18 protein-coding genes and 2 pseudogenes are annotated in these 23924 nt (G+C 66.5%); 10 read left to right on the top strand and 10 right to left on the bottom strand.

What is annotated here, in order from left to right:
- The first annotated feature begins 32 nt into the window (after positions 1-32).
- Complete coding sequence (locus tag ACZK33_RS21605) at positions 33-581, top strand: hypothetical protein (RefSeq protein ID WP_423174331.1); 549 nt, start codon at positions 33-35, stop codon at positions 579-581.
- 81 nt (positions 582-662) lie between these two features.
- Here the strand turns inward: ACZK33_RS21605 and hmgA are convergent, their stop codons facing one another.
- Positions 663-1970 (bottom strand): homogentisate 1,2-dioxygenase, encoded by a 1308-nt coding sequence (gene hmgA / locus ACZK33_RS21610; RefSeq protein ID WP_423174330.1) that lies wholly within the window; start codon positions 1968-1970, stop codon positions 663-665.
- Positions 1971-2055: 85 nt separating this feature from the next.
- Complete coding sequence (hppD, locus tag ACZK33_RS21615; protein WP_177179486.1) at positions 2056-3168, bottom strand: 4-hydroxyphenylpyruvate dioxygenase; 1113 nt, start codon at positions 3166-3168, stop codon at positions 2056-2058.
- Between the two features lie 129 nt (positions 3169-3297).
- Between hppD and ACZK33_RS21620 the strand changes: the two genes are divergently transcribed.
- Both ACZK33_RS21620 and ACZK33_RS21625 read left to right on the top strand, forming a co-directional pair.
- Positions 3298-3789: a MarR family winged helix-turn-helix transcriptional regulator gene (locus ACZK33_RS21620; protein ID WP_057501376.1), complete on the top strand. Its 492-nt coding sequence runs from the start codon at positions 3298-3300 to the stop codon at positions 3787-3789.
- A gap of 380 nt (positions 3790-4169) precedes the next feature.
- Positions 4170-5225, top strand: coding sequence for a PDDEXK nuclease domain-containing protein (locus tag ACZK33_RS21625; RefSeq protein WP_317216769.1), 1056 nt, complete (start codon positions 4170-4172; stop codon positions 5223-5225).
- 31 nt (positions 5226-5256) lie between these two features.
- Here ACZK33_RS21625 and ACZK33_RS21630 read toward each other — a convergent pair whose 3' ends face one another.
- The 4 genes from ACZK33_RS21630 to ACZK33_RS21645 all read right to left on the bottom strand — a co-directional run bounded on the left by ACZK33_RS21630 (position 5257) and on the right by ACZK33_RS21645 (position 9841).
- Positions 5257-6396, bottom strand: a complete 1140-nt coding sequence (locus ACZK33_RS21630) for a hypothetical protein (RefSeq protein WP_423174329.1) — start codon at positions 6394-6396, stop codon at positions 5257-5259.
- Between the two features lie 263 nt (positions 6397-6659).
- Complete coding sequence (locus ACZK33_RS21635; RefSeq protein WP_329810361.1) at positions 6660-7265, bottom strand: thioredoxin family protein; 606 nt, start codon at positions 7263-7265, stop codon at positions 6660-6662.
- A 19-nt stretch (positions 7266-7284) separates the two neighbouring features.
- The gene (locus ACZK33_RS21640) at positions 7285-8784 is read right to left on the bottom strand and encodes a peptide MFS transporter (RefSeq protein WP_109337540.1); all 1500 of its coding nucleotides are present in this window, start codon (positions 8782-8784) and stop codon (positions 7285-7287) included.
- A 181-nt stretch (positions 8785-8965) separates the two neighbouring features.
- The gene (locus ACZK33_RS21645; RefSeq protein WP_121504224.1) at positions 8966-9841 is read right to left on the bottom strand and encodes a tryptophan 2,3-dioxygenase; all 876 of its coding nucleotides are present in this window, start codon (positions 9839-9841) and stop codon (positions 8966-8968) included.
- 335 nt (positions 9842-10176) lie between these two features.
- Between ACZK33_RS21645 and pdhA the strand changes: the two genes are divergently transcribed.
- The 4 genes and pseudogenes from pdhA (at position 10177) to ACZK33_RS21665 (ending at position 14058) form a co-directional block, all read left to right on the top strand.
- Positions 10177-11259 carry a pyruvate dehydrogenase (acetyl-transferring) E1 component subunit alpha gene (pdhA, locus tag ACZK33_RS21650; protein WP_106469362.1) on the top strand — a complete coding sequence of 361 codons (1083 nt, stop codon included), beginning with the start codon at positions 10177-10179 and terminating at the stop codon, positions 11257-11259.
- Positions 11252-12321 (top strand): annotated as a pseudogene (locus ACZK33_RS21655) (alpha-ketoacid dehydrogenase subunit beta). The gene pdhA and the pseudogene ACZK33_RS21655 overlap by 8 nt, the downstream one beginning before the upstream one ends.
- Before the next feature lies 1 nt (position 12322).
- Positions 12323-12676: an SH3 domain-containing protein gene (locus ACZK33_RS21660; RefSeq protein ID WP_005411349.1), complete on the top strand. Its 354-nt coding sequence runs from the start codon at positions 12323-12325 to the stop codon at positions 12674-12676.
- Entirely contained in the window at positions 12673-14058 is a 1386-nt protein-coding gene (locus ACZK33_RS21665) for a dihydrolipoamide acetyltransferase family protein (protein ID WP_423174328.1), read from the top strand. The genes ACZK33_RS21660 and ACZK33_RS21665 overlap by 4 nt, the downstream gene beginning before the upstream one ends.
- A 160-nt stretch (positions 14059-14218) precedes the next feature.
- Here the strand turns inward: ACZK33_RS21665 and ACZK33_RS21670 are convergent, their stop codons facing one another.
- The 3 genes from ACZK33_RS21670 to ACZK33_RS21680 form a co-directional block, all read right to left on the bottom strand.
- On the bottom strand, positions 14219-14605 hold the full coding sequence (locus ACZK33_RS21670) for a VOC family protein (protein ID WP_423174327.1): 387 nt from the start codon (positions 14603-14605) through the stop codon (positions 14219-14221).
- A 324-nt stretch (positions 14606-14929) separates the two neighbouring features.
- Entirely contained in the window at positions 14930-15637 is a 708-nt protein-coding gene (locus ACZK33_RS21675; protein ID WP_423174326.1) for a helix-turn-helix transcriptional regulator, read from the bottom strand.
- Complete coding sequence (locus tag ACZK33_RS21680; RefSeq protein ID WP_423174325.1) at positions 15637-16272, bottom strand: Rossmann-fold NAD(P)-binding domain-containing protein; 636 nt, start codon at positions 16270-16272, stop codon at positions 15637-15639. The genes ACZK33_RS21675 and ACZK33_RS21680 overlap by 1 nt, the downstream gene beginning before the upstream one ends.
- Before the next feature lie 105 nt (positions 16273-16377).
- On the opposite strand from ACZK33_RS21680, the gene ACZK33_RS21685 reads away from it, so the two are divergent.
- Positions 16378-17916 carry a GGDEF domain-containing protein gene (locus ACZK33_RS21685; RefSeq protein ID WP_423174324.1) on the top strand — a complete coding sequence of 513 codons (1539 nt, stop codon included), beginning with the start codon at positions 16378-16380 and terminating at the stop codon, positions 17914-17916.
- Positions 17917-18104: 188 nt separating this feature from the next.
- Here ACZK33_RS21685 and ACZK33_RS21690 read toward each other — a convergent pair whose 3' ends face one another.
- Positions 18105-19031: a DUF808 domain-containing protein gene (locus ACZK33_RS21690; protein WP_423174323.1), complete on the bottom strand. Its 927-nt coding sequence runs from the start codon at positions 19029-19031 to the stop codon at positions 18105-18107.
- A 208-nt stretch (positions 19032-19239) separates the two neighbouring features.
- On the opposite strand from ACZK33_RS21690, the pseudogene ACZK33_RS21695 reads away from it, so the two are divergent.
- Both ACZK33_RS21695 and ACZK33_RS21700 read left to right on the top strand, forming a co-directional pair.
- Positions 19240-20886 (top strand): annotated as a pseudogene (locus ACZK33_RS21695) (ABC1 kinase family protein); the annotation flags it as partial.
- Between the two features lie 244 nt (positions 20887-21130).
- Positions 21131-23236, top strand: coding sequence for a phosphoglycerol transferase I (locus ACZK33_RS21700; RefSeq protein WP_423174322.1), 2106 nt, complete (start codon positions 21131-21133; stop codon positions 23234-23236).
- Positions 23237-23924: the final 688 nt, after the last annotated feature.

Raw genomic sequence — 23924 nt, forward strand, 5'->3', positions numbered from 1 at the left:
GCTCGGCGAGCACCGATCTGGCCGTCCCTTCCATGCAACCGCGCAAGACCGATCTCGCCCGAACCGCGCTGCAGGCCCACCGCGCGCCGCTGGACATGCGCCAGCGACGGCTGCTGATCCTGTGCGACGGCCAGCGCACCATTGCCGACCTGACCGGCCTGCTCGGCCAGGACGCACCTGCGATGGTCATCCAGCTGGTGCAGGCCGGCTACCTGAGCACCGGTACTGCCGCCACGGCCGCACCGCCGTCGCCGCCACCCGCGGCAGCGCCGGTTCCGCCCGCACCACCAGCCGCGGCACCTGCGGCAACTCCGGCCACCGCAGTGGAGCGCCGCCGCTCGCTGGTAGCTGCGCGCATCTACGTGCTGGGCATCCTGGAGATGCAGCGCCATCCGCAGGCGGCGGCGCTGTTCCGCGACCTGCAGCAGGCGCGTGCGGAAGACGAGGTGCTGCAGCGGCTGCAGTCGGCGATGCAGATGCTGCCCGGGCTGACCTCGGACGGCTATTGCCAGCGCGTACGCCAGCGCCTGTTGGAAGCGCTGCCGCTGGAGCACTGCGACGCGTTCGCGGAGGTGGCGTAAGCGCAGGTTCCGGCGGAGAACATCCACGCATGGCGTGGATGCGATCAGGATCCGTGCCGACCAAGGTCGGCACCCACCAAGCTAGCGGGACGACCGGAAGTTGTTGCGCAGCCCGTTCCAGCACTGCTGGTAATCGCCCTGGCGATGGCCGGCCGCCAAGGCCTGCGCGGTCGGGCGGATCACCGCGCGTGTTTCGAACATGAAGGCCATCGTGTCCTTGATCACGTCCGCCTTGGACAGGTCCGCATTGGAGGCCTTGTCGAAGGTCGGTGCATCCGGACCGTGGCCGCTCATGCAGTTGTGCAGCGACGCGCCGCCCGGCACGAAGCCTTCGGCCTTGGCGTCGTAGGCGCCATGCACCAGACCCATGAACTCGCTGGCGATGTTGCGGTGGAACCACGGCGGGCGGAACGTGTTCTGCGCCACCAGCCAGCGCGGCGGGAAGATCGCGAAGTCCATGTTGCTGGTGCCGGGCGTGTCGCTGGGCGAATGCAGCACCAGGAAGATCGACGGATCCGGGTGGTCGTAGCTGATCGAACCGATGGTGTTGAAGCGGCGCAGGTCGTAGCGGTACGGCGCGTAATTGCCATGCCAGGCCACCACGTCCAGCGGCGAATGGTCGATCGGCGCACGCCACAGGCGGCCCTCGAACTTGGCGATCAGTTCGAAATCACCGTCGACATCCTCGAACGCCGCGTGCGGGGTTTCGAAGTCGCGCGGGTTGGCCAGGCCGTTGGACCCGATCGGACCGAGGTCCGGCAGTTTCAGCAGCGCACCGTAGTTTTCGCAGATATAGCCGCGGCTCGGGCCATCGGGCAGTTCGACGCGGAAGCGCACGCCGCGCGGGATCACCGCGATCTGCTGCGGCTCGATCTCGATCACGCCCAGCTCGGTCAGCAGGCGCAGGCCGCCCAGCTGCGGCACGATCAGCAGTTCACCATCGGCATCGTAGAAGTAGCGGCCGACCATGTCGCAGTTGGCGGCATAGAGGTGGATGCCCACGCCGGCATGCGCGTCGGGCGAGCCGTTGCCACCCATCGTGTACAGGCCTTCGACAAAGTCGGTCGGCAGTTCCGGCAGCGGCAGCGGGCTCCAGCGCAGCTGGTTCGGCGAGGCCGGCTGTGCCGCGAAATCACACTGCAGCTGGGACTGCGCGAACGGGGTGAACTCACCATGGGTGACCGCCGGGCGGATCCGGTACAGCCAGCTGCGGCGGTTGCTGCCGCGCGGCGCGGTGAAGGCGGTGCCGGTCAACTGTTCGGCGTACAGGCCGTGGGCCACCTTCTGCGGTGAGTTCTGCCCGACCGGCAGCGCGCCGGCAACGGCCTCGGTGGCGAATTCGTTGCCGAAGCCGGACTGGTAGCCGCGGGCGGTGATGGCGGGGGACATGGGAACTCCAGAGATTGCCGGCCAGCGGCCGGCACGACCATTCGGACAGGCAATGCCAGCGGGACGCCGGCATTGCCTGCAGACCTTACAGCACGCCGCGGCGGATCTGGTCGCGCTCGATGCTCTCGAACAGTGCGGTGAAGTTGCCTTCGCCGAAGCCTTCGTTGCCCTTGCGCTGGATGATCTCGAAGAAGATCGGGCCGATGCAGTTCTGGGTGAAGATCTGCAGCAGCTTGCGCTGGTGGGTTTCCGGATCGGCATCGATCAGGATCTTGTTCTTCGCCAGGCGCGGCACGTCTTCACCGTGGTTCGGCACGCGCTGGTCGATCACGTCGAAGTAGGTCTCCGGCGTATCGAGGAAGTCCACGCCCTGCGCGCGCATCGCTTCGACGGTCTCGTAGATGTTCTCGGTGAAGCAGGCGATGTGCTGGATGCCCTCGCCCTTGTACGCGTCCAGGTACTCGTTGATCTGGCTCTTCGGGTCGGACGATTCGTTCAGCGGGATGCGCACGATGCCATCCGGCGCGGTCATCGCCTTGGACACCAGGCCGGTCTTCAGGCCCTTGATGTCGAAGTAGCGGATCTCGCGGAAGTTGAACAGGCGCTCGTAGTAGTCCGACCACTGCTGCATGTTGCCGAAGTACAGGTTGTGGGTCAGGTGGTCGATGAAGGTCAGGCCGAAGCCCACCGGGTGCAGGTCGGCACCGGCGATCGGCTCGTAGTCGCCGTCATAGATGCTGCCGGCGCTGCCGTAGCGATCGACCAGGTACAGCATGCAGTCGCCGATGCCCTTGATGACCGGCGCGCTGACCGCCTTGCTGTCCGGCTTGAAGGCGATGGCTTCGGCGCCGTTGCCCAGCGCGGTCTGGTAGACCTCCTGGCCCGGCTTCTTGAAGCGGATGGCGAAGCCGCAGGCGCACGGGCCGTGCTTTTCGGCGAAGTCCGAGGCGAACGAATCCGGGTCTTCATTGACCAGGAAGTTGACGTCGCCCTGGCGATAGACGGTAATCGGACGCTGCTTGTGCTTGAGCACCGCGCTGAAGCCCATCTTCCGGAAGTACTCGTGCAGCTCCTGGCCACGGCCGGCCGGGGCGGCGAATTCGACGAACTCGAAGCCGTCGATGCCCATCGGGTTCTCGAAGGTGGTGACCTGCATGCCGGGGTTGGGGTGCGAGGCGGTCGGGACTGCGGTATTCATGGCGTGGCTCCGAATCGGTACCGCATCGGTACAAACCAGGTGCGGGCAGGTAGGGACCCGGCGAGAATGCAGGGTCTGGACCCAACCCTTATAGTTACACTTGAAACCACCAGCAAGGTGCACCGCAACATGAGCCCCGATCCCGCCTCGACCCGCCTGCGTGCCTCGCACGTCCTGCTCGACCTGGAACAGTTCCTGCCGTACCGGCTGAGCGTGCTGTCCAACCGGGTCAGCGGCAACATCGCCAAGCTATACGGCGATCGTTACGGTCTGGCGATTCCCGAGTGGCGGGTGATCACCATCCTGGCGCTGTACCCGGGCTCCTCGGCCAGCGAGGTCTCCGACCGCACGGCGATGGACAAGGTGGCGGTCAGCCGTGCCGTGGCCCGCCTGCTGGAGCGCGGCTTCATCAAGCGCGAGACCCACGGTGACGACCGCCGCCGCTCGGTGCTTGCCCTGTCTGCAGCCGGTTTCGAGGTGTACGAGACCATCGCGCCGATGGTGATCGAGATCACCCGCAAGCTGATGTCGGTGCTGAGCGACGAGGAAGAGCAGGTGCTGGAAAAACTGATCCTGCGCCTGGCCGGCGAAGGCCTGGAGCGGATGGGCGAAGGGGTCTGAAAGAAAAAAGGGGACGGAGGGGATTAAGTCGTTTTTGCCCCCCAGATCGCGGGTTCCGACCCCGACCGGCAGCGGAACAGTGGCTGGGCGATTGTCGTCCGCCCCCTTTGATCTGACGGGACCCGCTCTTTGGCGGACTGCGGACCGACCGCAGACGATGCCATCGGACGCGTTCCCCCCCGCAGATCCCGACCTGAAGTGTCGCCCTCGCCCAGCGACATTTCCGCATTGGCCCGATACGGCCCGTTTCCGCCAGGCTGGTGTATCGAAACGGGCTGATCCAGTGAATTCTCCTATTGGACTGCTCACGTGTGCGGCCTGACGGTAAACGTTCAACGGGTATCAGCCCGGCCACGGATCCACATCGGACGGACCCCCTCATGGATGACTCGCATTCAACGCTGCCGCATGGCCAGGAATTGCTGGCCGATCTCAGAGAGCTGATCTGCGCGGCGCGCAACAGGATGCACAGAACCATCAACAGCGAGCTCACGCTGTTGTACTGGCGGATCGGGCGGCGCATCCACGCTGATCAGTTGAGGGGCCGACGGGCCCGCTACGGAGAGCTTGTCTTCACCCGGATAGCCAAGGCGCTGACGACCGAATTCGGTACCTCCTTCGGTGAAAAGAGCCTGCGCCGGATGGTGCAGTTCTCCACCGCATTTGCAGACGAGCAGATTGTCGTATCGCTGATACGACAATTGAGCTGGACCCACTTCATCGCACTGATCCCCCTGGCGGATCCGCTCAAGCGTGACTTCTATGCGCAGATGGCCGCCACCGAGGGCTGGAGTGTGCGCATGCTGCGCCAGCGCATCGATTCGATGTTGTACGAGCGCACGGCGCTTTCCAGTCAACCCGAGCAGACCATCGCCGATGAGTTGGCGGCACTGCGTGGCAACCAGCAGCTGTCTCCAGGGCTGGTACTGCGTGATCCCTACGTCCTGGATTTTCTTGGCCTGAAGGACAGCTGGGACGAGCAGGACCTTGAAAGCGCGATCCTTCGCGAGATGCAGGGCTTCCTGCTCGAACTTGGCACGGGCTTCAGTTTCGTCGCCCGCCAGAAGCGCATCCAGATCGACGGCGATGACTTCCACCTTGACCTGCTGTTCTACAACCGGCGCCTGCGCAGGCTGATCGCTATCGAGCTGAAGATCGGCGAGTTCAAGCCCGCCTATAAAGGGCAGATGGAACTCTACCTGCGCTGGCTGGACCGCTACGAACGTGAGGACGGCGAGCAGGCGCCGTTGGGCATCATCCTCTGCACGGGGAAAAAGGCGGGTCAGATCGAATTGCTGGAGCTGGATCGCTCAGGCATCCATGTTGCGGAGTACCTGACCACGCTGCCCTCTCGTGAGGTCCTCAAGCAAAGACTGCAGACCGCCATGGAGCGGGCCCGGCAACAGCTGCAGACTGCGGCACCCGGCCCCCTGTAGATCCACGCCGCGCGTGGATGGCGCTCATGCTTCAGCTCAGATGCTTGCGCCGCGCATGGATCCACGGTACCGCCAGCGCAGCGATGGCACCGCCGGCGAAGCCCAGCGATGCGGCAACCGTGGCCGCTTCAACCGCGCCCGGCAGCGCCAGCGCGGCAGCCACCAGCAGCAGCGACGGCAGGCCGACGAAGGTGCCCAGGAAGAAGTGCCAACGCGGTGACCAGGTGTTGAGCTGCAGCAGGCTGACCGGCTGCCAGGCGTCAGACGCGGTGTCTTCGGCGATTTTCGCCACGACCTTGCCCAGGTCCACCTCCGGCAGCGCACGCCCCTGCCGTGTAGTCGCCAGCAGTTCGGCCACCGCCTCCACCGGCGGGAAACTGGACGGCCACGCGACCGGTGCCGGCACGCCGTAGGCGGTCAGCAGCGGCACGCTCAGCCACGGCGCCACCAGTGGGCGCATGCGGCGACGGCCATGCACGCACCAGATCTGCGGCTGGCCGTGCGCGGTGACGCTGTACAGCGCCAGTTCGTTGGCCGGTGGATAGCCGAGCATGGTCACCCGCGCGGCCAGGCTGTCCTGGCCCATCGCGCGCAGGAAGCCAGGACGGCTGCGCCCTTCCTGCATCCACGCCAGACCGAGTGCACCCACCAGATAGGCCTCGGCCACGTCCTTGCCGCCGGCGGTAGCGCGTTCGTCGCTGGCCAGGTACCAGGCCAGCGATTTCGGTTCGGAGACATCGTCCAGGCCCCAGCGGCTGTCGTCCCCCAGCACATGGCGCACCGGCAGGCGCGCGGGCGCGGTTTCGCCGCGTTCGCCCGGCTGCAGGAACGGCAGCACGCCCTGGATGAACGTGGACAGTTCGATGGCCCGCACGCCATGGCCCTGCCATTCCGGCGGCAGCAGCCCGGCCAGCCGGCCGTCGGCGGCCAATGCATCGAGCCGTGATTTCTGCTCGACCAGTTTCTGCACCGCCCCCTTCAGCACCACGTTGTCGGGCAGCGCGATCTGCGGCAGGCGGTGACGCGGCGGTGCCAGTTCAACGGTGTCCTCGCCGGTACCGGCGTCATCCAGCAACGCCTCCTGCGGCGGCAGGGTCACGCCCTCGCCTGCCCCAGCCTCGGCCAGGTCGCTGGCAGGTTCGGGCAGTCGTTCGGCGTGGTCGCTGTGCATGGGCGTTCCGGAAGGTTGCATCGACGGGATGTCGACTGAGGTCCTTGCCGGTAACGGCGAGCGCGTTGCGATATTGAGATGCCGATTCCGGGAATGTGACCGCAACCACAGTAGATCCACGCCATGCGTGGATGCACTTCTGTGCCGACCAACGGTCGGCACCCACCGGAGATGGCCGTCAGCGGTCGGCATCCACCGGGGTTGGCGGTCAGCGGTCGGCACCCACCACCACCACCCCTGCCGGCCAGCGGCCGGCACTACCCCTATTCCGGTTTGTCAGGTGCCCATTGTTTCAGGAAGGCGCTCACCCGTGCCGGCTGGAAGGCTTCGCCCTTGCGCAGCTCGCCGGTCGCCTGCGACACCAGCAGTCCGCCATCGGCATCGAGTACCAGCAGGTACGGGTAGTCGCGTTCCATCATCGGGAACTGGGCGAAGAAAGCGGTGTTGGGCTGTTCGTCGCTGGCGTTGACCTTCACCCACACGTAGTGGGCATCGCGGAAGCGGCGCAGGTCGCCGTTGCCTTCCACCACCTCGTCCAGCGCCCGGCAGCGCTCACAGGCGGCGTTGCCGACCTCCAGCAGGATGCGCTTCTTGCCCCGCTGGGCTTCCACCTTGGCGGTGGCCAGATCATCGGCGGGGTTGCGGGCCGGGTCGAACTGAGCGCCGAGGCCGGCGATGGCGGCGATGTCTGCCGCCACCGGGGTGTTGCCCGAGGCCACCGGTTCGCTGGGGTCAGCGACCGGTGGCTCGGTGGGTCGGGTATCCAGGGGCTGCGTGGGCTCGGCGGTGGCAGGCGGTTGCGGTTGGGAACAGGCGCCGATCAGCGCCGCACAGACCACCACTACCGCAGTACCGAGCTTGCTACGCATGCCTTCTACCCTCTCATCATCATTTGACGCCGTGCATCAGCTTGTTGATCAGCGGGGCGATCAGGAACAGCACCACGCCGGAGCCGATCAGGGCCCAGAACCCGAAGGTATACCCCTTCAGGGCCGACTCGACCGTCATGCCGCCTTCACCACTGACCACGCCAGCGAAGATGCCCGACAGGTTGTTGCCGATGCCGGTGGACAGGAACCAGCCGCCCATGCCGAAGCCGACCAGGCGCACCGGGGCCAGCTTGGTCACCATCGACAGGCCGATCGGCGACAGGCACAGCTCACCCACCGACTGGATGACGTAGACCATGAACAGGGTCCAGAACGGGATCTTGCCGTCCACGACCATCTGCGACAGGGCGAACATCAGCAGCGCGAAGGCGGCGCCGTTGAACAGCAGGCCCAGGCCGAACTTGCGCGGGATGGACGGATTGGCGCGGCCCATGGCCACCCAGATCCAGGCGATCACCGGGGCCAGGGTGATGATCGCCACCGAGTTGACCGACTGGAACCACGCGGTCGGGAAGGTCCAGTCACCGAACTGGCGGTTGACGATGTTCTCGGCCAGGAAGGTGAACGAGCTGCCGGCCTGCTCGAAGAACATCCAGAACATCACATTGAAGGCGAAGATGATCAGCATCGCGATCACGCGGTCGCGTTGCACCTTGCCTTCGCGGATGCCCTCGACCAGCAGCAGGATGGCCAGCGCGGTGAACATCGCGCCCAGGATCCAGGCCAGTGCGGTGGCGCCGGTGGCCAGCAGGAAGTAGGCGACCGGGATGGCGACCACGGCACCGGCCAGCACCATGATGATGCGGCCGAAGCCTTCAGCGCCGGCCGGCGGTGCACCGATGCCCTTCAGGCCGGCGCGACCGATGTAGAACCACACCAGCGAGATCAGCATGCCCACGCCCGAGGCGATGAACACGACCTTGTAGGACGGCATCGCGTCAGTACCGAAGACCTTGCGGGCCAGGTACTCGGTCAGCACCGGGGCGATCATCGCGCCGATGTTGATGCCCATGTAGAAGATGGTGAAGCCCGAATCGCGGCGCTCGTCCTTCAGGCCGTACAGCTTGCCGACCATGGTCGAGATGTTGGGCTTGAACAGGCCGTTGCCGACGATGATCGTGGCCAGGCCGAGCTTGAAGATGTGCTCCTGCGGCAGCGAGATCATGAACAGGCCGGCGGCCATGATGATCGCGCCGGTCAGGATCGATCGCTGGTAACCCAGTACCCGGTCGGCCACGTAGCCACCAAAGATCGCTGCGGCATACACCAGGGCCAGATAGGCGCCGTAGATGCGGCTGGCGTCGCCTTCACCAGCAGCGCTGCCGTTGTAGAACTGGGCGACGATGTACAGCACCAAGGCCCAGCGGATGCCGTAGAACGCAAAGCGCTCCCAGAACTCGGTCATGAACAGCATCCACAACGGGCGCGGGTGGCCCAGCGTGGTCTTGAAGTCCGGCAGCGCCGGCTCTGGGGTGTTCGCAGTGGCGTTTACGCTCATGCGGATTTCCTGGTTCGGTGGATGACGAGCACGTCCGATGTGCAGTTGGAGCAACGCGCGAGGATCACCGACTTCTGGCGTTCACGTCAAATACACGCCGTTTGAGGCAGGTGCCAGCCTGCTCCCTGAACTTGCATCTGAAACGATCCAGCCGCCGGCCGGGATCCAAGCTGAATACGGATCAGCCCTGTTCTGCCGGGGGCCCGGCCTGCAGGCTGGTCCGCACCTGGAACAGTTCGGGGAAGAAGGTCAGTTCCAGCGCCTTGGCCAGGAAGCCCACGCCGGACGAGCCGCCCGTGCCGCGCTTGAAGCCGATCACCCGCATCACGGTGCGCATGTGTCGGAATCGCCACAGCTGGAACGCGGTCTCCAGGTCCACCAGGTCCTCGCACAGCGAATACTCGCGCCAGTAGCGGTCGGTGTCCTGGTAGATGCGTTCGAAGACCGGCTGCAGTGCGTCATCGGCCACATGCGGCTGGGTCCAGTCGTGGGCCTCGTACACCGCCGGGACGGCATGGCCGAAGCGGGCCAGGTATTTCAGGAATTCCTCGTACAGGCTGGGCGCCTCCAGCACGGTGCGCAGCTGCGCCTGCCCGGCCGCATCGTGCTCGAACACCTGCAGCATCTGTGCGTTCTTGTTGCCCAGCAGGAACTCGATGTAGCGGTACTGCAGCGACTGGAAGCCCGACGACGGGCCCAGCACGTCGCGGAAGCCCATGTACTCGGACGGGGTCAGCGTTTCCAGTACCGACCACTGCTCGGTCAGCTGGCGCAGCACCTGCTTGCTGCGCGCCAGCACCTTGCGGCACTGCCAGACTTCATCACGCTGCAGGAAGCCGATTGCGGCACGCAGTTCGTGGCCAAGCAGCTTCAGCCACAGCTCCGAGGTCTGGTGCTGGATGATGAAGAGCATCTCGTCATGGTGCGGCGGGTTGGACAACGGCTGCTGCGCGCTGAGCAGCTGGTCCAGCCGCAGGTAGCCGCCATAGGTCAGCCGCCCCTGCAGATCGGTGTGGATGCCGGCTTCGAGATCGCGTTGGTTGTTGTCGACGGACATGGGCGGGACCAGATCGGGGGCGGCAAGGGTAGCGCGTTGCCGCCGCGCTGGCAGCCGCCGGGTCCATACTCGGGCGTGCGGTTGGCCGTGGAGCATCGGCCGATACCAGGCCTGCGCGTGGAACCGCCCAGGCCGTTGTACTGGCGGTCAGCCAGGGGCGTATTCTGATGCTTTGCAGCAACGACTGAATACGTTGTTGTTATTGGCCCCCCACCCGCCGGCAGGGGTAAAACGGGGAATCGCCGTGTTGCGGCGCAGGAAGGCTATTCCGTACGCGTTCCTTAACATGGCGATTCATATCATTTGTAACTTCTCTGTCGAAGGTGCAGTACGCAATGACGGTTGCCGCTGAATTCAAGATCGAATACCTGCAGTACCTGGATACGGACGGCAAACTCGTCCGCGATGACCTGCCTGCGTCGCTTCGCGACCCCAAGGTCCTGGTACCGCTGTTCAAGCAGATGCTGTTCGTACGTACGTTCGACAGCAAATCCATCGCACTGCAGCGCACCGGCAAGCTCGGCACCTATGCCGCCTGCCTGGGCCACGAAGCCGCGCACGTGGGTATCGGCGCGGCGATGCAGAAGGACGACGTGTTCGCGCCTTCGTACCGCGAGTATGGCGCGATGTTCATGCGTGGCGTGCGCCCGCACGACGTGCTGATGTACTGGGGCGGCGACGAACGCGGCAACGATTACGGCGGCAACGCAGCCAAGGACTTCCCGTTCTGCGTGCCGATCTCCACCCAGTGCCTGCATGCCGCAGGCGCCGCGCTGAAGTTCAAGCTCAACAAGGAACCGCAGATCGCGGTGGCCGTGTGTGGCGACGGCGGCAGCTCCAAGACCGACTTCTACGCGGCCCTGAATTCGGCCGGCGCCTACAAGCTGCCGCTGATCCTGTGCATCGTCAACAACGGCTGGGCCATCTCGGTCCCGCGTTCGGCCCAGACCGGTGCCGAAACGCTGGCGCAGAAGGGCCTGGCCGGTGGCCTGCATTGCCTGCAGGTGGACGGCAACGACCTGATCGCGGTGCTGGCGGCAATGGAGCAGGCGCGCGAACGTGCGCTGGCCGGCGACGGTGGCACTGTGCTGGAACTGATGACCTACCGCCTGTCCGACCACACCACCGCCGATGACGCGCGCCGCTACCGCGACGACGCCGAGGTGAAGGATGCCTGGCAGCGTGAGCCGATGCTGCGCCTGCGCAAGTACCTGATCAACGCCGGTGTGTGGAGCGAAGAAGAGGAAACTGCTTGGGTCGCCGAATGCGGCGCGCGCGTGGACGAGGAAGTGAACCTGTACCTCAACACGCCGGTGCAGCCGGTCGAAGCGATGTTCGATTTCCTCTATGCCGATCCGCCGCCGGACCTGCTGGCCCAGCGTGCCCAGGCGATCGCCCTGGAGAAGCGCCATGGATGAGATCAAGAACGGCGCGCCCGGCGCGCACACCAACGCCGCCGACAGCGCCGCCGTCGCGCGCGGAGAGAAGAGAGCATGACCACCACCCCCATCACCCTGATCGAAGCCATCACCCAGGCACTGGCCTGGGAGCTGGAACATGACCCGTCGGTGCTGGTGCTGGGCGAAGACGTGGGCGTCAACGGCGGCGTGTTCCGCGCCACCGCCGGTCTGCAGCAGCGCTTCGGCTCGGACCGCATCCTCGACACCCCGCTGGACGAGACCACCATCGCCGGCCTGACCATCGGTCTGGCGGCGCAGGGCATGAAGCCGGTGGCCGAGGCCCAGTTCGACGGTTTCATGTACCCGATGGTCGACCATATCGTCTGCCACGCCGCCCGCCTGCGTTACCGCACGCGTGGCCGCCTGCACTGCCCGATGGTGCTGCGCGTGCCGTGGGGCGGTGGCATCCGCGCGCCGGAACACCACAGCGAAGCCAACGAGGCGATCTTCACCAACGTGCCGGGCCTGCGCGTGGTGCTGCCGTCGTCGCCGCAGCGTGCCTACGGCCTGCTGCTGGCCGCGATCCGCGAGCCGGATCCGGTGATCTACATGGAGCCCAAGCGCATCTACCGCCAGTACAAGGAAGTGGTCGTCAACGACGGCGAAGCCTTGCCGCTGGACGTCTGCTTCGTGCTGCGCGACGGCACCGACGTGACCCTGGTGACCTGGGGCGCGCAGGTGAAGGAAGCGCTGGAAGCGGCCGACAAGCTGGCCGGTGAAGGCATCAGTGCCGAAGTCATCGACGTGGCCACGCTGCGTCCGCTGGACTTCGCCACCATCGCCGAATCGGTGGCCAAGACCGGCCGCTGCGTGATCGTGCAGGAGGCCCCGAAGACCGCGGGCTTCGGCGCCGAAATCGCTGCGCGTCTGGCCGAGGAATCGATCTACGACCTGCTGGCCCCGGTCGAGCGCGTCACTGGCTACGACACCCACATTCCGCTGTTCCGCCTGGAAATGAAGTACCTGCCGAGCGTTGAGCGGATCGTGGCTGCGGCCAAGCGCGCGGTGGCGGCCGGCTGACATGCGGGCCCGCCTTCTGGGGGCTTACCGCAGCCAGTATCCCAACCCGCTCCGGTTCCACACCGGCCAGATCGTCGAAGTAGGTGTCCGTGACGAGGAATGGCCGGCGTTTGCCTGGGTACGCACCAACGATGGGCGCGCTGGATGGGCGCCCATCGCCTGGTTGCAGCTGCTGGACGAGGGTCGCGCCGAAGCCCTGTGCGACTACGACGCCCGCGAGCTGGATGTGGAAAGCGGCGAGATGGTGAAGCTTCATCACGAACACGGCGGGTGGTGGTGGTCCGAGCGCGCCAATGGCGCGACGGGTTGGCTGCCGGCCCGCGAACTGGAACTGCTGGAAGAGAACTGCAAATGAGCCAGACCAAGAACTTCAACCTGCCCGACCTGGGCGAAGGCCTGCCGGACGCGACCATCGTCGAGTGGTTCGTCAAGGAAGGCGATGTGATCAAGCTGGACGAGCCGCTGGTCTCGATGGAGACCGCCAAGGCCGTCGTCGAAGTGCCGTCGCCGTTCTCCGGCAAGGTGCTGAAGCTGTCCGGCGCTGCCGGCGACATCATCCCGACCGGCTCGGTGCTGGCCAGCTTCGAACTGGACCCCAACCTGCCGCAGCGCGCCGATGGCCAGGACACCGGCCACAGCCACGGCCACGCTGCACCGGCCGCGGCACCGACCCCGCCGCCGCTGCCGGCCGCTGCCGCACCGGTGGCCGCCGAAGCCGCCAAGCCCGCCGCCGCCGAGCGTGATGACGCCGGTACCGTGGTCGGCGCGATGCAGAGCTCCAACGCCGTGCACGCCGAACAGGCGCTGGCCGTCGGTGGCGTCAAGGCCGTACCGGCCGTGCGTGCCACCGCGCGCAAGCTGGGCGTGGACCTGTCCCGCGTACGCGCCACCGGCGCCGATGGCGCGGTGACCATGGCCGACGTCAAGCAGGCAGCTGCGGATGGCAGCGCCAAGATCGGTGCCGCTCCGGCCCCGGCCGCTGCTGCCTATGCCGTGCCGGCCCCGGCGCAGGTGTCTGCCCCGGTGCAGAGCGAAGCGCGCACCCCGCTGTCCGCCGCCGGCAAGCCGATGCGCACCCAGCCGCCGGGCGTGGTCGCCAAGGGCCAGCCGGAACCGCTGAAGGGCGTGCGCCGCAACATGGCCCGCGTGATGGCCGATGCACACAGCAAAGTCGTGCCGACCACGCTGAATGACGACGCCGACATCCACGCCTGGCTGCCGGGCAACGACGTCACCGCGCGCCTAGTGCGTTCGATCGTGGTCGCCGCGCAGAAGGTGCCAGCGATGAACGCCTGGTTCGACGGTGAAGCGCTGACCCGCACCCTGCACGCGCAGGTGGACATCGGCATCGCCGTGGACACCGACGACGGCCTGTTCGTGCCGGCCCTGCGCAATGCCGACATGCTCGATGCACGCGGCATCCGCGAAGGCGTCAACCGCCTGCGCGAGCAGGTGGAATCGCGTTCGATTGCCGCCTCGGAACTGAGCGGCTACACCATCTCGCTGTCCAACTTCGGCATGTTCGCCGGCCGCTACGCGACCCCGGTCGTGGTGCCGCCATGCGTGGCCATCGTCGGTGCCGGCCGTGCCCGCCACCAGATGACCCCGGTGATGGGCGGCGTGGAAGCGCACAAGGTGATCCCGCTGTCGGTCACCTTCGACCACCGCGCGGCCACCGGTGGCGAAGCGGCCCGCTTCCTGCGCGCGATGATGGATGACCTGGCGCTGGCCAGCTGATCGGCCACCTGATCGGTAGGTGCCAACCTTGGTTGGCACGTGAAACTGACTGGTGGGTGCCAACCTTGGTTGGCAGATGAAGTGGAGAAACGCCGGGCACTGCCCGGCGTTTTTTTGTGCCCGCATCCACGCATGGCGTGGATCTACACAATGCGGGCGATCAATCGCGCGCGACCATGCCTTCGGCGCGGCTGTAGACACGCAGACGGTGTCCATCCGGGTCTGCCCCGACAAAGGTATGGCCGAACTCCAGCGTCACCGGTGCCTGCAGAATCTGCACGCCGAGTGCGCGCCACGCATCGTGCATCTGCTGCACGGCCTCCGGGTTGGCGACCACCATCGCCAGTTCGGCGGCACCGGCCTGCGCAGACACAGGTGGCTGCACGTCATCGCGTTGCCACAGGCCCAGTGCGGCGCCATCGCCGAGCAGGAACAGGGCGAAACCGGGCGACTGCTCGACCGGTGGCTTGCCGAGAATGCCGCTGTAGAACGTGGCGCTGGTGGCGACGTCGCGCACGTACTGCAGCAGGGTGCTGGGCGTGAACATGGGAAACCTCCGTTGTTGGGAGCGTTCATGGTGGTACGGCCCTGCTGACAGATTCTGTCAGTAGCGTCGAGCGTGATCGACTGCTGTTGCCTCTGCCCTGGTAGATGTCGAGCTTGCTCGACTGCTGTTGCCGTTGCTCTGGTAGATGTCGAGCTTGCTCGACTGCTGTTGCCGTTGCTCTGGTAGATGTCGAGCTTGCTCGACTGCTGTTCGCGAAGATCAAAGGCTGTCGAGCAAGCTCGACCCCTACCAGAAGCAAAGAGCGAAGGCCCCCTCCCCCAGAAGCAGGAAGCGAAGCGCAGAAGCAGTCGAGCACGCTCGACGCTACGAACGGTCCAGCCAGTCCGGTGCGATGCCCTGTGCCTTCTGCCAGCGCCGCAGCAGGGTGGCGCGCGGCACAAGGTAGCGATCCTCCAGCACGCGCACCTGGCGGATGCGGTCCAGCCGGAAATGGCGGAAGTCCTCGCGTCCTTCGCACCACGCCGCCAGCATCAGCACTTCATCGAAGTAGCCCAGCGCGAACGGCCAGACAATGCGCTCGCTGCGCTGGCACTGTGCATCCTGGTAGCCGAACTTCAGGCGCCGCTGTGACCCCACAGCCTCACGCACGGCCTGCAGGCGTGCCGCCGGCACCTTGGCTGCCGCGCGCGAGGGACCCACGCGCAGGCCGCTGTCACGCAGCGCTTCGCGGCGCGCTGCAGGCAGCACATGCGCGATACGCGCCAAAGCATCGCGTGCGGCCTCAGCCAACGCTGGCTCGGTGCGCGCCGCGACCCAGCGCAGGCCAAGCACCAGCGCGTCGATCTCGGCGGGTGGCAGGGTCATCGGCGGCAGGGTATCGCTCGGCGCCAACAGATAGCCGACGCCGGCCTCACCACGCAGGTCGGCGCCCTGCTCGCGCAGGGTCTCGATATCGCGGTACAGCGTGCGCAGGCTGATGCCCAGCGCTTCGGCCAGCACCTGCCCCGCGACCGGCCGCCGATGCCGCCGCAGCAGCTGTTGAAGCTGGGTCAGCCGCAGCGCACGCGACATCAGCCGACCAGCGCGCTCGATGCCACCACATGCTCACCCGGTTGCGGGGCCAGCGCGGCCTCGACCAGTGCCTTGGCGATTTCGCTGGCCGGGTTGATCCGCCACGCCCGTGGCAACACCGGCCCCAGCGCGCCGAGCACCGTCAGGGCCAGGCGCTCGCCACGTCGCACCTCGGTGCGCTCGCCGCCGATCAGCCCGGGGCGGACCAGGGTCAACGAGTTGAAGCCCAGCGCGCGCAGGTCATGCTCCAGCTCGCCCTTCATCCGGCTGTAGAAGATCGACGACTGCGGGTTGGCGCCGGCTGCGGAATTCAGCACATAGGTCTGCGCACCCTGCGCCTGCGCCAGGCGGGCGAACGCCAGCGGGTAGTCATGGTCGATACGGTGGAAGGCCTCGCGGCTGCCGGCTTGGGCAATGGTGCTGCCGAGCGCGCAGATGACCGCGTCCACGCGCGTCCATTCGGCTGCGTCGGGCAGTGCATCGAAGGCCAGCACCGGGTTCTCCAGCTTGGCGTGGGCCACAGTCAACGGGCGGCGGGTCGGCGCGATCACGGCGCTGCAGCGCGGGTCGTCCAGCAGCTTGGACAGGGTCAGCCCACCGACCAGCCCGGTCGCCCCCAGCAACATCACGCGCATCACCACCTCCACTGCGGCATCCTGTCGCCCATCCTAGCCGTTCAAGCCGTCGGCGGCCGCGCCGATATGCTGGAACCAGTCCCTGCCAGCCCCAGGATTTGCTCCATGACGGACCAGCCCGACCACCGCCCTGCCCCCGGTACCGCCCTTGGGCCGCCGGCACGCGTGCGCGCGGTGGTGGACGATGGGCTGGGCGACCGCGTGGTGCTGCAGGGTGGCGGTGGCGTGGCCCTGCAGCAGCTGTTCGCCGGGGCCGACGCACCGGAGCCGCTGCTGGCCGCGTTCGCCAATGGCATGGCCACCCTGCCCGGCGAACTGGGCGACATGGGCGACCGCCTGCAGTCGGCGCAGGCCAGCGCCGATTGGCCGCGCTATGGGCGCGCAATGCGGCAGCTGATCGACAAGTACATCCGCACCATCGAACAGCATTCGCCGGATGGGCAGCCGGAAAGCCTACGCCTGTCCGAGCAGCTGCGCCTGCTGCTGGGCGGCGCGGTGGTGGCCCTGCTGCAGCACGATCCGGACCTGCGCGAGCAGGCGCAGACGCTGGCCATGCAGCTGCGCCAGTGGCAACCGGGCACGGCGCTGGAACCGATCGAACAGGGCGTGCGCGAGCTCGGCCACCAGGTCGGCGTGCGTGCCGAGAGCTGGCAGGAGCAGCAGGCGCTGCTGCTTGAGCTGTTCGCGCTGCTGCTGGAGAACGTGAGCGAGCTGCTGGATGACCGCAGCTGGCTGCAGGGCCAGATCGCCGCAGTACGCCAGCTGCTGGACGGGCCGTTGGAAGCTGAGGCGGTCGAGCGCACCCGCGCCGAACTGCGCGAAGTGATCTACAAGCAGGGGCTGCTGCGCCAGGGCATCGACGATTCGAAGGCGGCGATGCGCGGGTTGATGGGCGAGTTCATCGAGCGCATGGATGGCATGGCCACCAGCACCGGCGAATACCACGACCGCATCGGCAGCTACGCACTGCAGCTGCGCGAGGCGCGTAGCATCGCCGACCTCAACCAGTTGCTGCAGGACGTGATGCGCGACACCGGCAAGGTGCAGCAGCAGGCCGCGCAGGCGCGCGATCACCTGGCCAATGCGCGGCAGGAAGTGGAACGCGCCGAACAGCGCATTGCCGAGCTGGAGCAGGAACTGCGTGCCGCCGGTGACCTGGCGCGTATCGATCCGCTGACCCAGGCGCTGAACCGCCGCGGCCTGGACGAACTGCTGCAGCGTGAACTGGCGCGTGCTGCGCGCAACAACTCGCCGCTGGGCGTGGCGGTGATCGACCTGGATGATTTCCACCAGACCAACGATGCACATGGCCATGCCGGTGGCGATGCGCTGCTGCAGCACCTAGTGTCCGTGTGCAAGCTGCTGCTGCGCGCCACCGATGGCATCGCGCGGCTGGGTGGCGACGAGTTCGTGCTGGTGCTGCCGGAGACCCAGGGTGCCGACAGCATGGCCACCGTGCAGCGCCTGCAGCGCTCGCTGGCGCACCGCGTGCTGACCGTGCAGGACCGGCGCGTGCCGGTGCACTTCAGTGCCGGGCTGGCGCAATGGCAGCCGGGCGACGATACCGATACCCTGCTGCGCCGCGCCGATGACGCGCTGTATGCGGCCAAGCGGCAGGGCAAGAACCGGGTGCATGCGGGGTAGTTCTCCGGTACACCGGAAACCGCTTTGGTAGGTGCCAACCTTGGTTGGCACACGCCGGGGCAAAGCGCCGACCAAGGTCGGCCTCTACCAACGCCAAGGACAGCGCTTCGGTAGGTGCCAACCTTGGTTGGCACGCGCGGAACAAAGCGCCGACCAAGGTCGGCCTCTACCGGGCAATGGGCCGGCGCCTACTTCCCGCGCAGCTTCTGGAACCCGGTCACCGCCGCCAGCACGATGGCACCGGCGATGATGCCCACCACCATGTTGGCCGCAGCACTGATCAGCCAGCCCCACTGCCCTTCGCCACCCAGCGCCTGCACCGCGTGGTGCAGCGCCGGCACGTTGTGCACCAGGATGCCGCCGCCGACCAGGAACATGGCGATGGTGCCGGCCACCGACAGGAACTTCATCAGCCACGGCGCCGAGGCCACCAGGCCGCGACCGAAGGCGGCGATGGCACCGCCCTTGCGCGACAGGTACAGCCCAACGTCATCGAGCTTGACGATGCCCGCCACCAGTCCGTAGACGAACACGGTCATGGCCAGCGCAACCACGCTCAGCGTCAGGATCTGGTTGGTGAACGGTGCGGTGGCGACCACGCCCAGGGTCAGCACGATGATCTCGGCCGAGAGGATGAAGTCGGTGCGGATCGCGCCTTTTACCTTGTCCTTCTCCCACGCCACCATGTCCACCTGGGTATCGGCCAGCGCCTTGCGCCGCTCGGCCTGATGCTCGGCATCGTTGTCAGCCGAATGCAGGAAGCGATGCGCCAGCTTCTCCACGCCCTCGAAGCAGAGGAAGGCGCCACCGATCATCATCAATGGCACGATCAGCGGCACGTTCCAGCCACGGCTGTGCAGCCAGGCCTCCAGTGCACTGATCGCCAGCGCCGCCGGTACCAGGATCACCTTGTTGACCAGCGAGCCCTTGGCCACCGCCCACACCACCGGCAGTTCGCGGTTGGCGTTGACTCCGGTGACCTGCTGCGCGTTCAGCGCCAGGTCGTCGCCGAGCACACCGGCGGTCTTCTTCGCCGCAACCTTGGTCAGGACCGAGACATCGTCGAGCAGGGAGGCGATATCGTCGAGCAGGGCGAACAGGCTGGCACCGGCCATGGGGCGTCCAAGTGAGGGAGTGAGCGGATTCTGACCGATCCGGCGTGGACTGCGGAAGAGATCGGGTTCACCGCATGCCTACCGCCCCCCGGCGACACTGCGGAATCCGGACATTGCCGGCCAGCGGCCGGCACTACCTGTATCCGTCGCATGGGAGTGTCGCTTGAGCAATCCGCCCACCGCCAATGGCAATCCCCCGCTGGTCAAAGGCATGAACCGGCGCAGCCAGATCCTGCGCCTGCTGATGCGCTACCGCCATTCGGGCGTGTTCTCGAGCATGAACCTGGATGCCGCCAGCAATCAGGCCGACGTCCCCGCCGATGGCAACCCGGAACAGTTCGTCAGCGACCTGGAGGCGCTGGGGCCGACCTTCGTCAAGCTGGGCCAGATGCTGTCCACCCGCCCGGACATGGTGCCGGTGGAGTTCGCCACGGCGCTGGAGCGCATGCAGGAAAAGGTGGCCGAGATTCCGGTCGAGCGCATCCATGCCATCGTCGAACAGGAGCTGGGCGCGCCGGTGAACAAGCTGTTCGCCGCGTTCGATCCCGAGCCACTGGGCTGTGCCTCGATCGCGCAGGTGCATCGCGCGGTGCTGCACGATGGCCGCCAGGTGGCGGTGAAGGTGCAGAAACCCGAGGTCGCCGCGCAGCTGCGCTCGGACCTGGAGGCACTGCGCAGCTTCGCGCTGGCCGCCGACCACCTGACCCAGGTGGGCCGTCGCGTGCGCCTGCGCGACTGGCTCAACGAGTTCGCCAAGACCCTGATGCAGGAGCTGGACTACCACGCCGAGGCCGAGAACCTGGCCCGTTTCGGCCGGCACCTGAAGCCGTTCCGCCGCCTGTGGATTCCGCAGCCGCTGTGGGACTACAGCAGCCAGCGCGTGCTGACCATGGAACTGGCCACCGGCGTGCGCGTGGATGCGATTCCCGATGTGCGCCGCACCGAGCAATCGATGGATCCTCTGGCGGCGGCGCTGATCCGCGGCTACCTGGACCAGATCTTCGTGCATGGCGAGATCCATGCCGACCCGCACCCGGGCAACCTGCGGGTGATGCCAGATGGACGGCTGGCGATCTTCGACCTGGGCATGGTCGCGCACATGCCGCCGCGTCTGCGCGAGCGCCTGCTGAAGATCCTGTTCGCCGCGGTCGATGGTCGTGGCGAAGAAGTGGCCGACGACCTGATCAGCATCAGCACGCGGCTGGAGGCCTTCGACGAAGAGCGTTACCTGCGCGAGACCGGACAGCTGATCGCGCGCTACGCCGCCAGCGGTAGCTTCTCCGAAGGCCGCGTGGTGCTGGACATGGTGCGCATCGCCACCGCCTGCGGCCTGCGCACGCCGCCGGAACTGAGCCTGCTGGGCAAGGCCCTGCTCAACCTGGAAACCGTGTGCCGGCTGCTGGCGCCAGAGCTGGAAACCCGCCGCATCGTCGAGCGCCAGCTGCAACACGTAATGCGTGCGCGCCTGAAGAAATCGCTGTCGGCCGCCAACATCGCCAGCGAGGCGATGGAACTGCAGCAGCTGCTGCGCGATGGGCCGCGCAAACTTTCGGACATCATGGCGCTGCTGGCCGAGAACCGCCTGCAGATGAAGGTGACCGGCCTGGAAGAATCGCGGTTGATGGAGAACCTGCAGAAGATCGCCAACCGCGTGGCTGCCGGCATCATCAGTGCCGCATTGATCATGGCTGCGGCGATGATGATGAAGATCGACACCGGCTGGCACCTGTTCGGCTACCCGCTCATTGCGCTGATTCTGCTGTTCATCGGCGTGGTGCTCGGCCTTGGCATCGTGACCAGTGCATTGCTGTTCGACCGTCGTGCGCGGGCACGCGAAGAACGCGGGCATCGCTAGCGCATCAGCGAAAACCGCCGTATTCATGCGGTTTTTAATGCAATCCAACGAACCCTTTCACGCGCGTTTTACCTTCTGAGCGCGATTGCGCGCGTGTTATTTCAACAAACATTTCAGTCAGGTTCGTGCATGCACTATCGGGTCATCGGCCTGTCATGTGCATGTGCTTGTGGCAGCGTCGGTCGGATGGACACGCGTCGGTACGACGTCCATCACCACCACCCCGTCACTGCCGAAGCTGCCTATGCTCTGGATACTGCTGCTGTCGTTGTTGCTGCTGTGCTGGTTGTTCCTCGCGTCCGACAAGTGGGTGTGGTGGAAGGCTGGTGCGTTCTCGCTGCTGCTGCTCATGCTCAGCGCGTGGTGGCTGATCGACAAGCTGTCCGGTGATGGGCTCAATGCCGCCACCCTGTACCACCTGGGCGCCGACATGGAAGGCGCCGGTGTCTCCGATTTCAAGGGATATATCGCCGGCTTCATCGTACTGGCGCTGGTCTCGCTGCTGCCGCTGTTCGCCACACGGGTGAAGCGCTGGCGCCAGTCCGGCCACGGCGGTGCCTGGTTCGCCGGCTTCACTGCAGTCTGGGTGGCCACGATCCTGATCAGCCCGCTGGCCCGCGACGGCCAGCGCCTGTACCAGCAGCTGCGCCCGGTCGACTTCGCCCGCATCGCGCCCGAATACCAGGTGCCGACTCAGCCGCTGCAGCGCCCGCGCAACATCGTCTGGATCTATGGCGAAAGCCTGGAACGCACCTACCTGGACGAGAACGTGTTCCCGGGCCTGATGCCCAATCTCAACCGTCTGGCCACGAAGTCGCTGGACGTGCGCGGCCTGGCCTCGGCTGAAGGCAGCGGCTGGACCATCGCCGGTCTGGTCTCGTCGATGTGCGGTGTGCCGCTGACCACCTCCCAAGGCGACGAGAACAGCATGGACCGCATGGGCAGCTTCCTGCCCAAGGCCGTGTGCCTGGGCGACTACCTGAAGCAGCAGGGCTACACCAACCACTATCTGGGTGGCGCCAACGGCCAGTTCGCCGGCAAGGGCCAGTTCCTGGCCAGCCACGGTTTCGATGAAGTACACGACCTGGCGTGGTTCAAGCAGCAGAAGAAGATCGGCCGCATCCACTACTCGGCCTGGGGCGTGCACGACGACGTGCTGCTGGACACCGCCTACCAGCGCTTTGAACAGCTCTCGCGCGCCGGCTCACCGTTCATGCTCACCACGCTGACCATGGACACCCACCATCCGGCGGGCCACCTGCCGGTGTCGTGCAAGGGCGAGCGCTACCAGAGCCAGTACGGCAACATCAACATGCTCAATGCGCTCAAGTGCAGCGACCGCCTGATCTCGCAGCTGGTGCAGCGCATCCAGGCCAGCCAGTACGGCAAGGACACGCTGATCGTGATCGCCTCCGACCACCTGGCGATGCCCAACGATCTGACCCACATCCTCACCCGGCAGAAGCGTGAGAACCTGCTGCTGTTCCTGGGGGAAGGCATTGCCCCGCAGCAGCTCAGCGCCGAGGCCGGCACCACCCTGGATTCGGGTGCGACCCTGCTCAGCCTGCTGGACCCGAACCTGAAGACGATGGGCTTCGGGCGTTCACTGATCGATACCCAGCGCGCGCCCAGCGCCAGCGTGGCCACCCAGCGTGATGGCGGCCGCGATTACCCACAGTACCTGGCCTTCGCCCGTTCGCTGTGGCTGGGCGAACCGACCCGCGAGCTGAAGATCGACGGCGATGACCAGGTGGTGGTCGGCCTGCAGCACGTGCAGCCGCCGGTGCTGCTGGAGTACGACAAGGACTGGGGGTTGAAGTCGGTATACCTGGAGAACACCTCGCGCCAGTTCGACGATGCCAACCCGGACAACACCCTGGCCTACGTCGACCGCTGCACCGCGTTCGAGGACGGCTCGGCCGACGGTGACTGGTGCGCCCTGCTGGTCAACCGCGACAACGGCATCAAGCTGTACCGCGACAACGACCTGCGTGGCGGCATCGCGGTGGATGCACCGCTGGACGCGTTCCAAGGCCCGCGCCCGAGCGTGCGCCAGGCGCACATGATCACCCAGAAGGGCCGCCGTACCCGTGCCGGCCAGTACATGCTGCAGCTGGTGGCGAGCACGCGCCCGGATCGCGGCTTCTGGATCGAGGCGGTGTCCTCGCAGCGCAAGGTGGTGCTGGCGCAGCAGTGGGTGCAGCCCGATGCCAACGGCAAGATCAACGTGTCCTTCGGTCTGGACCACGAAGTGGATGATCTGGAGATCCGTGCGTGGTTGAACCACGCCGAGAAGCTGGCGGTGGACACATTCGCACTGGTGCCATCCCGCAGCCGGCCGCGAGGATAGGGTTCTTTGCAGGGCTGCGCCCTGCACCCGCGGTAGTGCCGGCCGCTGGCCGGCAACCTCAGAAGCAACAGCAACAGCGTGCATTCCGTGGTTTGGCGGGGCGGTGGCGGAGTGCGGGGACGCCGCAAGTACGTCCCTGTAGGCTTGGCAGCCGCTTGCTCGTGTGCGCAGTCCTGCGCACACGGCAAGACCCGGGTTGGGCGTCCTGCCCAACCCGCCCGAGGCATGCCTCGGGCCCATGCGGCTGACACCCCGCACTCCGCCACCGCCCCACCTTTGACAGATTCCTGTGGCTGTCGGTAGGTGTCGACCTTGGTCGACACTTCTGTCAGATATCGAAATCAATCTTGGTTCAGATCCGTTTTCCGGAGGAAAACGGATCTGAACCAAGAGTATTTCCAACAGATCGCGGAAATCTGTCGAAGGCGGGGTGGGTCCAGTTGCGGGGGCGTGAGCCGCATGGGTCGGGCGCATGCGCCCGACGGGTTGGGCAGGACGCCCAACCCCGGTCTTGCCGTGTGCGCAGGACTGCGCACACGAGCAAGCGGCGACCGAGCTTACATGGGTGAGGGCGCTTTGCTTGCGAAGCACTGCTTCGCAAGCGCCCGAACGCACAGCCGCCAGCGGCTGGGCCGGGCCCCGGAAGGGGGACTTGCAGCGCCCCCCGCAACCGGACCCACCCCGCCAT

Source organism: Stenotrophomonas sp. 86156_Sma (assembly GCF_056481625.1).

Coding starts and splice junctions, on each gene's coding strand:
- ACZK33_RS21605 (WP_423174331.1), top strand. CDS start 33: ATGCAACCGCGCAAGACCGATCTCGCCCGAACCGCGCTGCAGGCCCAC.
- hmgA (WP_423174330.1), bottom strand. CDS start 1,970: ATGTCCCCCGCCATCACCGCCCGCGGCTACCAGTCCGGCTTCGGCAAC.
- hppD (WP_177179486.1), bottom strand. CDS start 3,168: ATGAATACCGCAGTCCCGACCGCCTCGCACCCCAACCCCGGCATGCAG.
- ACZK33_RS21620 (WP_057501376.1), top strand. CDS start 3,298: ATGAGCCCCGATCCCGCCTCGACCCGCCTGCGTGCCTCGCACGTCCTG.
- ACZK33_RS21625 (WP_317216769.1), top strand. CDS start 4,170: ATGGATGACTCGCATTCAACGCTGCCGCATGGCCAGGAATTGCTGGCC.
- ACZK33_RS21630 (WP_423174329.1), bottom strand. CDS start 6,396: ATGCACAGCGACCACGCCGAACGACTGCCCGAACCTGCCAGCGACCTG.
- ACZK33_RS21635 (WP_329810361.1), bottom strand. CDS start 7,265: ATGCGTAGCAAGCTCGGTACTGCGGTAGTGGTGGTCTGTGCGGCGCTG.
- ACZK33_RS21640 (WP_109337540.1), bottom strand. CDS start 8,784: ATGAGCGTAAACGCCACTGCGAACACCCCAGAGCCGGCGCTGCCGGAC.
- ACZK33_RS21645 (WP_121504224.1), bottom strand. CDS start 9,841: ATGTCCGTCGACAACAACCAACGCGATCTCGAAGCCGGCATCCACACC.
- pdhA (WP_106469362.1), top strand. CDS start 10,177: ATGACGGTTGCCGCTGAATTCAAGATCGAATACCTGCAGTACCTGGAT.
- ACZK33_RS21660 (WP_005411349.1), top strand. CDS start 12,323: ATGCGGGCCCGCCTTCTGGGGGCTTACCGCAGCCAGTATCCCAACCCG.
- ACZK33_RS21665 (WP_423174328.1), top strand. CDS start 12,673: ATGAGCCAGACCAAGAACTTCAACCTGCCCGACCTGGGCGAAGGCCTG.
- ACZK33_RS21670 (WP_423174327.1), bottom strand. CDS start 14,605: ATGTTCACGCCCAGCACCCTGCTGCAGTACGTGCGCGACGTCGCCACC.
- ACZK33_RS21675 (WP_423174326.1), bottom strand. CDS start 15,637: ATGTCGCGTGCGCTGCGGCTGACCCAGCTTCAACAGCTGCTGCGGCGG.
- ACZK33_RS21680 (WP_423174325.1), bottom strand. CDS start 16,272: ATGCGCGTGATGTTGCTGGGGGCGACCGGGCTGGTCGGTGGGCTGACC.
- ACZK33_RS21685 (WP_423174324.1), top strand. CDS start 16,378: ATGACGGACCAGCCCGACCACCGCCCTGCCCCCGGTACCGCCCTTGGG.
- ACZK33_RS21690 (WP_423174323.1), bottom strand. CDS start 19,031: ATGGCCGGTGCCAGCCTGTTCGCCCTGCTCGACGATATCGCCTCCCTG.
- ACZK33_RS21700 (WP_423174322.1), top strand. CDS start 21,131: ATGCTCTGGATACTGCTGCTGTCGTTGTTGCTGCTGTGCTGGTTGTTC.